This window comes from Citrobacter freundii ATCC 8090 = MTCC 1658 = NBRC 12681 (assembly GCF_011064845.1).
In the GTDB taxonomy this organism is placed as follows: domain Bacteria; phylum Pseudomonadota; class Gammaproteobacteria; order Enterobacterales; family Enterobacteriaceae; genus Citrobacter; species Citrobacter freundii.
Window position 1 is genome coordinate 1814819 of record NZ_CP049015.1, and the last position, 12243, is coordinate 1827061.

The 12243-nt window shown below is 51.0% G+C and carries 12 protein-coding genes; 4 read left to right on the forward strand and 8 right to left on the reverse strand.

Features of this window, described 5'->3' with window-relative positions; all coding sequences use genetic code 11:
- Nucleotides 1-9 precede the first annotated feature (9 nt).
- Nucleotides 10-1770 carry an AAA family ATPase gene (locus G4551_RS08610; protein ID WP_003035878.1) on the reverse strand — a complete coding sequence of 587 codons (1761 nt, stop codon included), beginning with the start codon at nucleotides 1768-1770 and terminating at the stop codon, nucleotides 10-12.
- Nucleotides 1771-1955: 185 nt separating this feature from the next.
- Between G4551_RS08610 and matP the strand changes: the two genes are divergently transcribed.
- Entirely contained in the window at nucleotides 1956-2408 is a 453-nt protein-coding gene (matP, locus tag G4551_RS08615) for a macrodomain Ter protein MatP (RefSeq protein WP_003035881.1), read from the forward strand.
- 87 nt (nucleotides 2409-2495) lie between these two features.
- Here matP and ompA read toward each other — a convergent pair whose 3' ends face one another.
- The gene (gene ompA, locus G4551_RS08620) at nucleotides 2496-3554 is read right to left on the reverse strand and encodes a porin OmpA (RefSeq protein ID WP_003836839.1); all 1059 of its coding nucleotides are present in this window, start codon (nucleotides 3552-3554) and stop codon (nucleotides 2496-2498) included.
- A 357-nt stretch (nucleotides 3555-3911) separates the two neighbouring features.
- Nucleotides 3912-4421, reverse strand: a complete 510-nt coding sequence (sulA, locus tag G4551_RS08625; protein ID WP_003836838.1) for an SOS-induced cell division inhibitor SulA — start codon at nucleotides 4419-4421, stop codon at nucleotides 3912-3914.
- 217 nt (nucleotides 4422-4638) lie between these two features.
- Between sulA and G4551_RS08630 the strand changes: the two genes are divergently transcribed.
- Nucleotides 4639-5253, forward strand: coding sequence for a TfoX/Sxy family DNA transformation protein (locus G4551_RS08630; RefSeq protein ID WP_003035889.1), 615 nt, complete (start codon nucleotides 4639-4641; stop codon nucleotides 5251-5253).
- Here G4551_RS08630 and yccS read toward each other — a convergent pair.
- Together yccS and G4551_RS08640 are read right to left on the reverse strand one after the other, a co-directional pair.
- On the reverse strand, nucleotides 5231-7384 hold the full coding sequence (gene yccS, locus G4551_RS08635) for a YccS family putative transporter (protein ID WP_032941200.1): 2154 nt from the start codon (nucleotides 7382-7384) through the stop codon (nucleotides 5231-5233). The genes G4551_RS08630 and yccS overlap by 23 nt on opposite strands.
- An 18-nt stretch (nucleotides 7385-7402) precedes the next feature.
- Complete coding sequence (locus G4551_RS08640; protein WP_003035892.1) at nucleotides 7403-7849, reverse strand: YccF domain-containing protein; 447 nt, start codon at nucleotides 7847-7849, stop codon at nucleotides 7403-7405.
- 125 nt (nucleotides 7850-7974) lie between these two features.
- Between G4551_RS08640 and helD the strand changes: the two genes are divergently transcribed.
- Nucleotides 7975-10029, forward strand: coding sequence for a DNA helicase IV (gene helD / locus G4551_RS08645; protein WP_003836836.1), 2055 nt, complete (start codon nucleotides 7975-7977; stop codon nucleotides 10027-10029).
- 32 nt (nucleotides 10030-10061) lie between these two features.
- On the opposite strand, the gene mgsA is transcribed toward helD, so the two are convergent.
- Complete coding sequence (gene mgsA, locus G4551_RS08650; RefSeq protein WP_003035897.1) at nucleotides 10062-10520, reverse strand: methylglyoxal synthase; 459 nt, start codon at nucleotides 10518-10520, stop codon at nucleotides 10062-10064.
- Nucleotides 10521-10613: 93 nt separating this feature from the next.
- On the reverse strand, nucleotides 10614-11276 hold the full coding sequence (gene csgI, locus G4551_RS08655) for a curli synthesis inhibitor (RefSeq protein WP_003836835.1): 663 nt from the start codon (nucleotides 11274-11276) through the stop codon (nucleotides 10614-10616).
- Between the two features lie 172 nt (nucleotides 11277-11448).
- Here csgI and G4551_RS08660 point away from each other — a divergent pair, with 172 nt between their 5' ends.
- A complete protein-coding gene (locus G4551_RS08660) occupies nucleotides 11449-11862 on the forward strand; it encodes a CoA-binding protein (RefSeq protein ID WP_003035903.1) in 414 nt (137 codons plus the stop codon).
- A 61-nt stretch (nucleotides 11863-11923) separates the two neighbouring features.
- Here G4551_RS08660 and hspQ read toward each other — a convergent pair whose 3' ends face one another.
- The gene (hspQ, locus tag G4551_RS08665; protein WP_003035905.1) at nucleotides 11924-12241 is read right to left on the reverse strand and encodes a heat shock protein HspQ; all 318 of its coding nucleotides are present in this window, start codon (nucleotides 12239-12241) and stop codon (nucleotides 11924-11926) included.
- Nucleotides 12242-12243 lie beyond the last annotated feature (2 nt).

Sequence of the window (12243 nt, forward strand, 5' to 3'; positions counted from 1 at the left end):
CAAGTCCGATCAGTTCGGAATAATCCAGTTCAGCCAACGTAGCGGCCATGGAAAACGGTGACGACCTTCCTGTTGCGTAGCCGTGGCAATACGCTCCTGAATGGTTTGCATCAGCGTTGTCTGGCCTTCGCCATCCCACACCAGATTTAACAACAGTGGCAGCGCATCAGTTACGTCGTCCACCGCCCAGATAGTGAATTTTTCTTCTTCTATGGCCTGCAGCAGCGCGGGATGCAGGCTGAGGTGTCTGACGTTAGCCGAAGGAATGATAACGCCCTGCGTGCCCGTCAGCTCACGCTGCTGGCAGATGGCGAAGAAACCTTCAATTTTCTCATTCAGACCACCGACCGGTTGCGCCCGACCAAACTGATCGACAGAACCGGTAATGGCGATACTTTGATTAACAGGCACGTCGGCGAGGGCGCTGATCAATGCGCACAGTTCTGCCATAGACGCGCTGTCACCGTCCACTTCGCTGTAAGATTGCTCAAAGGTCAGCGAGGCAGAGAAGGGGATTTGCTGCTCAAGCTGGAGTTCCGACATCAGGAACGCCTGCATAATCATCATACCCTTGGCATGAATATTTCCGCCGAGCTCGGCTTTGCGCTCAATGTCCGTAAACTCGCCGTCGCCAATATGCACGACGCAACTGATACGAGAAGGCTCGCCAAATGCGCGTGGGTGGCCTGGAAACTCAATCACCGACAAGGCGTTGATCTGGCCAATACGCTCGCCTTCTGTCTCGATAAGGATCTGCTCTTGCAGAATTTCGTCCTGCATGCGTTCGGCCAGGAATCCCTCACGCCATTCGCGCTGAGCCAGCATCAGGCTGAACTGCTCAGCGTTGCAGGTTTCGCTCTCGCATAACGGGGCCACCTCTTTGAACTGTCTGGTGATCCACAGCGGGTTAAGCGGCAATGTATCCTGTTCACCGGTATAGCGAACGGCTTCACGGATCAAAACCTGCCAGGCATCAGGAGCGGGGTAAGGCAAATTATTGCGCATGGCAGTATGCGTGACCCACTGACACCACTGCGTCATGGTTTCGGCATCCACGATCTGCAGATTATCTTCAAACTCGCTGTAAATGGCCTGTTCAGCCAACTCTGGTTCCATGTCCTGGAAATCCGCCAGCGATTCACGCTCGCCCACCAAAATCACTTTCAGTTTAAGCGGCATAGGCGGAACAGAGACAGGCAGCGGGCGAGACTCATCAAAAGCCACCCAATCAAAACGCTCGTGGCTGACAATGGCTTTCAGACGCATCCACAACAGAGGTTGGGCCAACAGCGTGCGCAATGAGATAACCAGCACACCCCCATTGGCCTGATGTACCAGACCTGGCTGCAGCGTAATTTCGCCATTGAACTGACGTAGACAGCCAAACAGTTGTTCAGCTTCGGCCCAGTCAGCGCTGACCACCTGCGTCAACGTCGCAAAATTGTCTTCCGCTTTTTCAGCTGTACGATAACGAATAGTGTGACCGGAGATGTCGTAATGACCGCCAGTCAGGCTTCCTGCATCCGTGTGCAGGGGACGTGCAGCTTTTGCAATAAGGTTGAGATACTCAAGCTCCTCCGGTGCTTTCACCAACATGAACGAGGATGTTGTCCAGTGCTGAAGAAGCTGCTCTAGCGCGAATTGTAAACGTGGCTGAGTATCACTAAGTAAGGTGTCGGTGTCGTCAGTGACGTGCGGCTGTGCAAATACTTCCTGATAACTGTCGGTATCAGGAACCAGATCACGCCATGCAAGTTTCGTAATGGTCAAAGTTGATGTTTTTTAGTCTGTTGTAAAAAACGAGATTATACCGTAACCCTCACCACTAAACACCTGGAAAGCGCCGCGAAACGGTTGTGATGACGCGCGGCAGTTCACAGGCTGGATATTCTTTTCTTCAGATGCCGAAAAAGCTGATATTCTGATAAGAGTTACACGGTAACATTGAGATCGCAATGAAATATCAACAACTTGAAAATCTTGAAAGCGGATGGAAATGGAAGTACCTGGTGAAGAAGCATCGCGAGGGGGAGTTGATTACCCGCTATGTGGAAGCCAGCGCTGCCAAAGAAGCCGTTGATTTGTTGCTAACCCTCGAAAATGAACCGGTTCGGGTCAACGCCTGGATTGAAGAATACATGAACCCTGCACTGCTCAATCGTATGAAGCAAACGATCCGGGCGAGGCGTAAGCGGCACTTTAATGCAGAACATCAACATACGCGTAAGAAATCTATCGATCTGGAGTTTATGGTCTGGCAGCGTCTGGCAGGTCTTGCGCAGCGGCGCGGAAAAACGCTTTCTGAAACTATAGTGCAGCTGATTGAAGACGCAGAGCATAAAGAGAAGTACGCGAACAAAATGTCGACATTGAAACAGGATTTACAGGCGTTGCTGGGAAAAGACTAGCGGTTGGCTGGTGTAACAAGAGGCTTGTTTTGAGTGGAAACAGATGAAAAAAACCCCGCATAGCGGGGTTTTTTATAAGACGATAACTTAAGCCTGAGGCTGAGTTACAACGTCTTTGATGCCTTTAACTTCGATCTCAACACGACGATCCGGAGCCAGGCAGTCGATTAGTGCAGCGCGAGCTTTCACGTTGTCACAGGTGTTGCCAGTAACTGGGTTGGATTCACCCATGCCACGTGCAGAGATTTTGTCAGAAGGAATACCTTTAGAGATCAGGTAATCAACAACGGACTGAGCACGTTTCTCGGACAGACCCTGGTTGTAAGCGTCAGAACCGATGCGGTCAGTGAAGCCCAGAACCACTACGGAACCGTCTTTCGGATCCAGGTTGCTCAGCTGGCTGTACATCTGGTCCAGAGCCTGCTGGCCTTCTGGTTTCAGAGTTGCTTTGTTGAAGTTGAACAGAACGTCAGACTTCAGAGTGAAGTGCTTGGTCTGTACTTCTGGAGCCGGAGCCGGAGCAACAACTACTGGAGCTGCTTCTTCCTGCTGGCCGAAACGGTAAGAAACACCAACGCTCAACAGGCCGTTATCCGGACGACCACCAACGGTGTTCGCGTCACCGATGTTGTTGGTCCACTGGTATTCCAGACGGGTAGCGATTTCAGGAGTAATTGCATACTCTACGCCACCAGCGAATACTGGGGATACACCAGTGTCGTGGTCTTTGAAGCCTTCGTTGTTTTTAGCGTCTGCACGCCAAACCATACCACCCAGACGGGTATAAACGTCCAGATCGTCAGTGATTGGGTAACCCAGTTTAGCGGTCAGCTGAACGCCCTGAGCTTTGAAAGCGCCGTTTTGATGAGTCTGGTCGGTGTAGCCTTTGTACGGCATACGGCCTAACCAGTCGTAACCCATTTCAAAACCAACGTACGGGTTAACCTGATAACCACCGAACGCACCGGCACCCAGTTGGCTTTCGTGGGTCGGACCGGCGTTGTTGATCTGGTTGTTGCCAATATCATGGTACTGAGACCAGCCCATTTTAGCACCAGCGTACCAGGTGTTATCTTTCGGAGCGGCCTGCGCCACGGTAGCGAAACCAGCCAGTGCCACTGCAATTGCGATAGCTGTCTTTTTCATTTTTTGCGCCTCGTTATCATCCAAAATTCGCCATGAATATCTCCGAAGAGAGATAACACGGTTAAATCCTTCACCCGGGGACCAGTTCAATAGTTGCTCTACCGATATCTGCGGCTTACGCCGAGCACCCCTGGCGATGTAAAGTCTACAACGTAGTTGAAAACTTACAAGTGTGAAGTCCGTCAGGCATATGAAAAAAAAAGGCTTGTATACATAATATTTAACATTTATTGATGACTAAATGCACTGAGGATTTCCTGAAAACCGCTTGAGACAGGCGTTCGGACGAAAAACGCGTTAAAGCTCAAAGGCAAATTGAAGCATGAAAAAAAATTCCAGGATAAATCCTAATTTTACTCAATGATACAAATTCGAGTGAATTTTTAGCCCGGAATGCTGTCTCCCCGCAAGTGACTGTGCGCAAACAGGACGCATGATAAAACCCATCGCATTTCCTTCATTAGCCGCTTTTACTAGCTCGGCATGTTCATCTTCCGTTAATTCTTCTGCCAGCCAGCCGATAACGACACTGTAATTACCTGTGCGCAGCGCACGGATCATCGATTCCAGCGTATTGCAGGGGGAGAGTTGGCTAATCTGCATTACTTTTGTCAATGGAAGTCCGGCTGACTGCACCCACTCCCGGCTTAATTTTTGCTGAGGCGTCAGCCACAGCTGCCAGCGTGATTGCTGCCCTAACTGTTGCAGCAGAGGAAGCAGCAGTAGTTGCGTCATCATGGGCTGGTCCTCGCGATAGACTACTTCACTGATAAGCCCAGCGGTTGCGTTCTCTGATGAAACGCGCGCAATGCTGCTTGATGCGGAAGAGAACGACGAAGAACGATTTGCATAGCCTGAAGTGTACATAATCAATCCAGCCCTGTGAGTTACTGTATGGATATACAGTAACCCTGCTATCAACAAAGATCAACCTTATTTTCGGAAACAGGTTCGCAATTTTTAGTCGTCGTCACGGGAAAAATAAAATTCATCTTGCCCCATACGCATAAGTTGCCTATTTTCGTCATTAACGGATCCGCTACTGAAAATCATTTGCTTACGTTATGATTTAAAAAGGATTTTTATGAAAGAGCTTTCTTATGCAAGGATCTATAAATCGCAGGAATATCTGGCTTCTCTGGGGACAATTCACTATCGCTCACTGTTTGGTGGCTACAGTCTGACGGTTGGCGATACGGTCTTTGCCATGGTCGCCAATGGTGAGTTGTATCTTCGCGCCTGTGAGCAGAGCGCCCAGTATTGTGTACAAAATTCTCCTGTCTGGCTGACATTTATTAAGCGAGGACGTCCTCTTGTACTTAATTATTACCAGGTGAATGATGCCCTGTGGCAAAACCAGCAGCAACTGGTGTCGTTATCGCGATATTCGTTGGATGCAGCGGTTAAGGAAAAACAGAGTCGCTTTACCCAGCATCGTCTGCGGGAATTGCCGAATATGACGTTTCATCTGGAGACTCTGCTGAATGAAGTTGGAATTAAAGATGAGGGGACAATGCGGTCGTTGGGAGCACAAATGTGCTGGCTGAAACTTCGGCAAAATAACCCGGCTCTGACGGTAAAAGTACTCTATGCCCTTGAAGGCGCGGTAGGGGGGATACATGAAGCCGCGCTCCCGGCGACGCGTCGCCAGGAGCTGGTGGAGTGGGTAAGTTCTCTTACGCCGGAACCGGGGTATTAGAAGGTAGTACGGCAATTTGCTGCTGTAATCGCCGGATTTCCGGGAGCAGAGCGATCAATAACCCAACTTGCTGAACGACCAGAGGCTCTTTACTGTCCGGGCGTGGTTCCAGGTGTTGAATTCGCTGCTTCAGCCCTTCTAACGCCTGGTATACGCGTTGCTCGTCAGCGGGTTGATGGTGAAGGGCATCATCAACATAGCAAACCGCGTCATCCAGCAATGCCAGAACGTCTGGATTGGTCAACTGTTCGCGATGTGCGCCAAGCGCAGAAATATAGCTGGTAAACGTATGGTTGAGACACAGTAAACGGAACGCCGTTTCGCGGGTTTGGGCCGTCACATCCGGCTCGCTCGACATGTTTGACACCACGGAGGCGAGTTCAGCATCACGGTTATGCGCGTCACGGCGAGCGATACGGTAGGCCAGACGATTATCACGACCCTGATGGTATTGTTCGAGAATTGCATCAAGGTAGCGGCAGTTAGCGTCAGTCGCCCGCTCAATTACCCGTGGTAGATTACGAAAACGCCAGTCTGGCCAGATGAAACTGACAGCCGCCCAGGCGATAGCACAGCCAATTAGCGTATCGATGACACGCGGCAGCGCAACCTCAAAGCCTTCGCCGAGCAGGTTAAAGCACAGTAATACCAGCAGCGTGATAAACATGGTGGCGTGCGCATACTGGACGTTGCGAAAGGCAAAAAACAGTACACCAGTGATCACTAAAAGTATTAGCTGCCCTTCTAAAGAGGGCACAAACCACAGGATCGGTAAACCGATGGCAATACCAACCAACGTGCCGATAATCCTGAGCGCCAGGCGATGTCGGGTGGCATTGTAGTTTGGTTGACAGACAAACAGGCTGGTCAGCAAGATCCAGTATCCGTGATTCATGCCGGTTACCTGGATAATGGCATAACCAACACAGAGCACTAACGACATGCGGACGGCATGGCGGAACAGTGCGGACTCTGGGGTGAAATTACGGCTCAGGCGTAACCAGATATCACTGAATCCATGGGGACTGTCATCAGCAAGCTGATTTTCAGACTCATTGCGCGAGAGCACCTGAGCCTGTTCAGACTCAATGGTGGCCAGTTGCGCATCGATAGCCCGCAGGTTCGATAGTAAGAATCCCAGCGTATTGAGCAGATCTGCAGGCTCACCACTGGCACGCATGCGCTCAAGTGCGGCATCTATATGGGTGAAGACGCGCTCAAAGTGCGGATCGTGCTGGTAAGGCGTGCGCAATAAAATACAACGAGACAATTGTGAGCAGGCTTGTCCTTGCATCGACATCAACCGCTGGAAGCGGAACATCACATCGCTGTGACGGAAATGATCGCGTAGCGTTTGATACTGAATATGTGAGGAGCTTGCGCGTTCATGAATATCCTGCGCCACAAAATAGTAATGTAGCGTGCGACGTGTTCCCCGTTGTCCACGGTCACCGCGCAGGCGAGTCAGCAGCGACACTTTGGTCTGGTTTAGCGTTGCCATCAGTTGCCCATTAGCGAGGGCTAAATCATACAACGGCGCCTGGCTTTCATCTTCTATGTCGGGATCAAAAAGACGCGACTTCAGTTCCAGGTAGTGCGCTAATTGTTCGTAGCTGCGGGCCAGATTGTCCTGTAAGGGGCGGATGGGGAACAGAAGATGTCCGGTGAGCGTCAGCAGGTTATACCAGATAGCGCCCGCGAGCAGCAGGATTGGTTGTTGATACCACTGATCGTAAAGCGAGGTGCCCAGCATCGTGTAAATGGCGATGAGCAACGCGCCAAAAGCGATGGTTGCATAGCGCTGGCCTAATCCTCCCAGCAGAATAAAACCGCTGGTGGAAAGCGTTAACCCAATAGCAAACAGCCAGGGCCATGGGAAGAGCAGTTCAACGGAGGCTGAGGCAATAAAAAAGCACACCAGCGTGATGATTAAATTGCGCAGTCGGCCCGCGAGACGATCATCGAGATCGGTAAGTGCGGCAGCGACCATACCCAGCGTGAGTGGGATGGTCAGCTTGACGTCACCCAGCCACCAGGGCAGCGCCGTTGTGCCGCATAGCGCGATAAAAATCCGCACGTAGTACAGCCAGGTGCTGTTCCAGGTATAGCGTTTGAGCAGAGGACTTAACATAAAGGCCATTGGTCCTGATTATTCAAAGCGACGACGTGCATTGGCTTCACGCGCTGCACGGGCAACTTCTACTGAAACTACCCGGCGACCCACCGGCCAGAGCGCAATGGCAGCGATTTTAAAGTTCGCAATGCCAACCGGAATACCAATAATCGTTATGCACTGAGCAATACCAGAGACAATGTGCATCAGACACAACCACCAGCCGAAGAAAATCAGCCAGAAAATATTGAGCACGGTGCCGCCGGTATTCAACAGGACGCTTTTACCGGCCGGATTCAGTTCATCGACATGTATTGCTTCGTTGCCATAGGGAAACAGCGAAAGTCGGGTTATCTCCCAGCATGAACGGGTCAAGGGTAAAGTAAAAATAAGCACGATACTGACCAGCGTTGCCAGTAACCAGGCCAGGGTGGTGGCGAACCCCCCAAGCACAAAATTTAAAATATTCAGAACAGTACGCATAAACCCTCGGTTAACTCTGGTTTTCTGTGAATTCGGCAATTGTAACGTTTTTTTGGGCTGGAGCACGTTTTCTCTGGCGGTTACACTGATAAGCAAACCTCTTCGTGTGGATCCGCTTGAGTCTTATGGAACTGAAAGCTACTTCTCTTGGAAAACGTCTGGCACAACACCCTTACGATCGGGCCGTTATTCTCAATGCCGGGATTAAAGTTTCCGGCGATCGTCACGAGTATCTTATTCCCTTCAATCAGTTACTGGCTATTCATTGCAAACGTGGTCTGGTGTGGGGCGAGCTGGAGTTTGTACTCCCGGATGAGAAGGTGGTCCGTCTTCACGGTACAGAGTGGGCGGAAACCCAGCGCTTCCATCATCATTTGAATGCACTCTGGCAACAGTGGAGCCAGGAAATGAGTGACGTTGCTGCGGGGGTTTTACAGCAGCAGTTGGATGCGATAGCGGCCCGTACTAGTGAAAGTAAATGGCTGACGCGCGAACAAACGTCAGGGCTGCAGCAGCAGATTCGCCGTGCCTTTGCCGCGTTACCGCTCCCGGTTAATCGGCTGGAAGAATTTGAAAATTGCCGGGAGGCGTTACGTCAATGCCAGGCATGGTTGAAGGACATTGAAGCCTGCCGCTTACAGCACAATCAGGCGTACACCGAGGCAATGCTGGAAGAGTATGCTGAGTTTTTCCAGCATATTGAATCTTCGCCGTTGAACCCTGCTCAGGCGCGCGCGGTAGTGAACGGTGAGCAATCATTGTTGGTACTTGCAGGGGCTGGAAGCGGTAAAACATCTGTGTTGGTTGCCCGGGCTGGTTGGTTGCTTGCGCGAGGAGAGGCGGCGGCTGAACAGATCCTGTTGCTGGCGTTTGGACGCAAAGCAGCCCAGGAGATGGATGACCGCATTCGTGAGCGTCTGCATACGGACGAAGTCACTGCACGGACATTCCATTCACTGGCGTTGTTCATTATTTCGCAAGGTAGCAAAAAAGTTCCAACAGTGAGCAAGCTGGAAAATGATGCCGCCGCTCGCAGTAAACTCTTTATAACGACCTGGCGTCAGCAGTGCAGTGAGAAAAAGGCTCAGGCTAAAGGCTGGCGACAATGGTTAGAAGAAGAAATGCTGTGGTCTGTACCCGAAGGTAACTTCTGGGATGACGAAAAATTACAGCACCGTCTGGCCTCCCGGTTGGATCGCTGGGTTAGTTTGATGCGGATGCATGGTGGAGCACAGGCGGAGATGATTGCTAATGCTCCGGAGGAGATCCGCGATCTGTTCAGTAAACGCATAAAGCTAATGGCGCCGCTGCTCAAGGCCTGGAAGAGTGCCCTGAAGGATGAGAATGCCGTCGATTTCTCCGGGTTGATCCATCAGGCTATTGTCATTCTGGAGAAGGGGCGGTTTATCAGTCCGTGGAAACATATTCTGGTCGATGAATTTCAGGATATTTCCCCTCAGCGCGCCGCCCTGTTAGCCGCCTTGCGAAAGCAAAACTCGCAGACCACGCTGTTTGCCGTGGGAGATGACTGGCAGGCCATTTACCGGTTCAGCGGAGCACAGCTTTCTCTGACGACCGCATTCCAGCAAAATTTTGGTGAGGGCGATAGCTGTAATCTGGATACGACTTACCGTTTTAATAGCCGGATTGGCGAAGTCGCAAACCAGTTTATCCAGCAAAACCCACATCAGCTCACGAAACCGCTGAACAGTCTGACGACCGGTGATAAAAAAGCTGTCACGTTGCTCGATGAAAGTCAGTTAGATCTGTTGCTGGATAAGCTGTCGGGTTTTGTGAAAGCTGAAGAGAGAATTCTGGTGCTGGCGCGGTACCATCATCTGAAGCCAGCCAGCCTGGACAAAGCGGCCACCCGCTGGCCCAAGCTGCAGTTGGATTTTATGACTATTCATGCCAGCAAAGGGCAGCAGGCGGATTACGTCATTGTTATGGGGCTTCATGACGGGAATGACGGTTTTCCGGCCCCGGCTCGCGAGTCGATTATGGAAGAGGCGTTACTCCCGGCTGTTGAAGATTTTCCTGATGCTGAAGAGAGGCGGTTGCTGTATGTGGCGCTAACGCGTGCACGGCATCGGGTATGGCTACTGTTTAGCAAAGACGCGGCATCATGTTTTGTTGATGAGCTTAAGCAATTAGACGTTCCGGTGACCCGGAAACCCTGAAAAGCAGGCGGCAGTTGCCGCCTGCTTAGCGTTTATTTGAGGCGTTCTGCAAGATAACGGGCGTAATCCGGGATCAAGATATCCGTTGCGTCGTTGAAGTTTGGCGACTGGATAATAAAATCAGCCGTTGACACGTTGGTGGCGACCGGAATGTTCCAGACTGTGGCCAGGCGTAGCAGGGCTTTGACATCAGGATCGTGGGGAACGGCGTTGAGCGGATCCCAGAAGAAAATCAGCACATCAATTTTCCCTTCTGAAATTAGCGCACCCACCTGCTGGTCACCCCCCATCGGGCCGCTCAGCATGGCGTTGACGTCCATTCCTGTCGCGCGTTGAATTAAATTTCCAGTTGTTCCTGTAGCATACAGAACGTGTTTTTCCAGTAATGGCTGGTGGCGTTCAACCCAGCTCATCAACATCTTTTTGCAGTGATCGTGTGCGACCAACGCAATATGTTTCTGCGCTGGTAATGTGCGAGTCGTTAATTCCATAGTACAGCTCCCAAGTTAACCTTGTTACAGAGTACTGGAAGCACTTGACGCTGCAAGAGAAAGACAAAAAAAATGCGTATACGAACATAAATGTCACGATGGGGGCTGTTTCTCAGCCCATTGTAAGAAGTTACTCCGCGTTTGTGCGTCAGCCTGTTGAAACCAATATTTTAAGCGCTGCTCAGTCAGCGTTTGTGACTGAGGCGGCACGCGGTCCAGTTCAGATACCCCGGAAAGCAGCGAACTGTCATCGGCCATCATCGTGGCAAATTGCGGTAAAGACGCATGCTTAGCCGCTTTGTTATAGCGCTCTGTTTCCATTTCATAATCTACGATTTTTGCGGTGGATGTGATTGACAGAATATCCAGCTTAACCGGTATAGGCATGGAATCCCCATCCAGCAGTTCTACGCGTGGGGCATCATCAAAATGCGTTGCATCTCGCTCGTTGCTCAGACGTGGCAGGTGAAAATTAACCTGACTGACGAGTTGGGTATCAAAGCTGATGACCAGCGGGGGCGAAATATACAGACGTTCTTCGTGGCTGGACAGGCGAATGGTTTTTTCTACGCGAAACACGAGCTGGTGCCGACCATTTTCCAGCTCAATACTTTCGGCACCACGCAGTAATGAGCTGGAGACTTTTTTTCCGTCCAGCACCAGAAGGTCAATATCATTAGACAGACGTAGAGAGGTAGCAAAAACGGTTACCGGCAAACACAGGGCAATTAAGGCTGTCACAATGCCGGCTTTCATAGGTTTCTCCTGTCCAGAAAATATCTGTATAAGATGTATCTAAATTTTTCGATAATCATGTTTACTAACATATAGACATATTTTTGAGTTTAGCTCTCATGCTCCAGTATGGGATGAATGGTCGCAAAGTCAGGTTTGTCGTACACTTTGCTAAACAGCCTGGAGGAAAACGATGAAAGAGACCGATATTGCTGGCATTTTGACAACGACCCGCACGATTGCACTGGTGGGTGCAAGCGATAAACCCGATCGCCCAAGCTATCGGGTTATGAAATATTTACTCGATCAGGGCTATCACGTTATTCCTGTTTCACCGAAAGTTGCCGGAAAAACACTGCTGGGGCAGCAGGGCTATGCGACGCTGGCAGATGTACCAGAGAAAGTGGATATGGTAGATGTCTTCCGTAATTCCGAAGCGGCGTGGGGTGTTGCTCAGGAGGCAATTGCCATCGGCGCGAAGACCCTATGGATGCAGCTCGGCGTGATTAACGAGCAAGCAGCCGTACTGGCTCGTGATGCAGGGTTGACGGTGGTGATGGATCGTTGCCCGGCGATTGAGATCCCGCGGCTGGGACTGGCTAAGTAAGGTTGATCTGTAGCCGAACAAAACGCACAGACCCGATTAGCTAATCGGGTCTGTGTTTGCATCAATTGCGCAGGCGCGGGGCCTGAAGCTGTTTTCGAATTGTTCGCGCCAGTTCATCCATCGACGGTTGCTCCGGATGTTCTTCCTGTAGCTCGCTACTCAGTTGTGCTTCGGCCAGATACGTATGTACTGGCAGACCATTATCGTCTTCCATCACCACGTGATACCAGGGAGCGGCGCGAAGTTCGTCGTTAACCGCCAACTCATCGGCTGACGGTTGATCAAGCGAATATTCCGGGTCGATATCCACGACCACTCCGAGGTAACCTAACAGGGAATGGCGGACCTGCTGGCCGATACCGAATTTGCTGGCAATCATAG

What these genes read in the sequence shown, in the direction of transcription:
- matP (WP_003035881.1), top strand. Translation starts at nt 1,956, where the DNA reads ATGAAATATCAACAACTTGAAAATCTTGAAAGCGGATGGAAATGGAAG.
- ompA (WP_003836839.1), bottom strand. Translation starts at nt 3,554, where the DNA reads ATGAAAAAGACAGCTATCGCAATTGCAGTGGCACTGGCTGGTTTCGCT.
- sulA (WP_003836838.1), bottom strand. Translation starts at nt 4,421, where the DNA reads ATGTACACTTCAGGCTATGCAAATCGTTCTTCGTCGTTCTCTTCCGCA.
- G4551_RS08630 (WP_003035889.1), top strand. Translation starts at nt 4,639, where the DNA reads ATGAAAGAGCTTTCTTATGCAAGGATCTATAAATCGCAGGAATATCTG.
- yccS (WP_032941200.1), bottom strand. Translation starts at nt 7,384, where the DNA reads ATGTTAAGTCCTCTGCTCAAACGCTATACCTGGAACAGCACCTGGCTG.
- G4551_RS08640 (WP_003035892.1), bottom strand. Translation starts at nt 7,849, where the DNA reads ATGCGTACTGTTCTGAATATTTTAAATTTTGTGCTTGGGGGGTTCGCC.
- helD (WP_003836836.1), top strand. Translation starts at nt 7,975, where the DNA reads ATGGAACTGAAAGCTACTTCTCTTGGAAAACGTCTGGCACAACACCCT.
- mgsA (WP_003035897.1), bottom strand. Translation starts at nt 10,520, where the DNA reads ATGGAATTAACGACTCGCACATTACCAGCGCAGAAACATATTGCGTTG.
- csgI (WP_003836835.1), bottom strand. Translation starts at nt 11,276, where the DNA reads ATGAAAGCCGGCATTGTGACAGCCTTAATTGCCCTGTGTTTGCCGGTA.
- G4551_RS08660 (WP_003035903.1), top strand. Translation starts at nt 11,449, where the DNA reads ATGAAAGAGACCGATATTGCTGGCATTTTGACAACGACCCGCACGATT.
- hspQ (WP_003035905.1), bottom strand. Translation starts at nt 12,241, where the DNA reads ATGATTGCCAGCAAATTCGGTATCGGCCAGCAGGTCCGCCATTCCCTG.